The following is a 1512-nucleotide window of genomic DNA, read 5'->3' on the forward strand; positions in this document are numbered from 1 at the left end:
GAGAGCCACAACGACAACTCCATCGCCGACCCGGAGCCCTTCCTGCGCACCAACGTCGAGGGCACCTTCCGCCTGCTGGAGGCCGTGAGGAAATACGGCGTCCGCTACCACCACGTCTCCACCGACGAGGTCTACGGCGACCTGGCGCTCGACGACCCCGCCAAGTTCACTGAGGAGACGCCCTATAAGCCGTCCTCTCCGTACAGCTCGACCAAGGCTTCCTCCGACATGCTCGTCCGAGCGTGGACCCGCACCTACGGGCTTCGCACCACGATCTCCAACTGCTCCAACAACTACGGCCCCTACCAGCACGTGGAGAAGTTCATCCCCAGGCAGATCACCAACATCGTCGACGGCGTGCGCCCCAAGCTCTACGGCCGCGGCGAGAACGTCCGCGACTGGATCCACACCGAGGACCACTCCAGCGCCGTCTGGGACATCCTGACCCGCGGCCGCACGGGGGAGACCTACCTCATCGGCGCCGACGGGGAGAAGAACAACATCACCGTGCTGCGCATGATCCTTGCGGCCATGGGACGCGACCCCGAGGACTTCGACTGGGTCGCCGACCGCCCCGGCCACGACCGCCGCTACGCCATCGACTCCACCAAGCTGCAGACCGAGCTCGGCTGGAGGCCGGCGCACACCGACTTCGCCGAGGGCCTCAGGGCCACCATCGACTGGTACGTCGCCAACGAGGCCTGGTGGCGCCCGGCCAAGGAGGCCACCGAGGCCCGCTACCGCGCGCAGGGGCAGTAAGGAGAGCAGAGACATGGCAGACATCGCATTCGAGAAGGACCTCTCCGTCACCGAGACCGGCATCGAGGGCCTGAAGGTCGTCGAACTGGCCGTCCACGGCGACTCGCGCGGTTGGTTCAAGGAGAACTGGCAGCGCGCCAAGATGTGCGCGCTGGGCATCCCGGACCTCCGCGTCGTCCAGAACAACGTCTCCTACAACGACAGCCGCGGCGTCACGCGCGGCATCCACGCCGAGCCCTGGGACAAGTTCATCTCCGTGGCGCGCGGCTCGGTCTTCGGCGCCTGGGTGGACCTGCGCGAGGGCAGCGCCACCTACGGCAAGGTCTACACGACCGTGCTCGACCCCTCGAAGGCCATCTACGTGCCGCGCGGCGTGGGCAACTCCTTCCAGGCCCTGGAGGACGGCACCGCCTACACCTACCTGGTGGACGCGCACTGGTCCCTCGAGCTGAAGAAGACCTACACGTTCGTGAACCTCGCCGACCCCGAGCTCGACATCCAGTGGCCGATCCCGCTGAATCTGGCCACCGTATCCGAGGCCGACCTGAACCACCCGTACCTCAAGGACGTCGTCCCCATGGCGCCGAAGCGCACGCTCGTCACCGGCTGCAACGGCCAGCTGGGCCGTGCGGTCCGCGCGCTCGCCGAGGAGCGCGGCGTCGCGAAGGACTTCGACTTCTGCGACATCGACACCTTCGACATGTCCGACCCGGACGCCTACGTACAGTACGACTGGTCGCTCTACGGCACCGT

The 1512-nt window shown here is 67.1% G+C and carries 2 protein-coding genes; both read left to right on the forward strand.

Annotated elements, in window-relative coordinates; all coding sequences use genetic code 11:
• The coding region (gene rfbB, locus DW645_RS09790) for a dTDP-glucose 4,6-dehydratase (RefSeq protein WP_118227349.1) at positions 1 to 759 on the forward strand (759 nt) is incomplete at its 5' end.
• 13 nt (positions 760 to 772) lie between these two features.
• Positions 773 to 1512: dTDP-4-dehydrorhamnose 3,5-epimerase family protein (locus DW645_RS09795; protein ID WP_199576467.1), on the forward strand; the 740-nt coding region annotated here is incomplete at its 3' end.

The organism is Collinsella sp. AM23-17, from assembly GCF_003470945.1.
Classification (GTDB): Bacteria; Actinomycetota; Coriobacteriia; order Coriobacteriales; family Coriobacteriaceae; genus Collinsella; species Collinsella aerofaciens_O.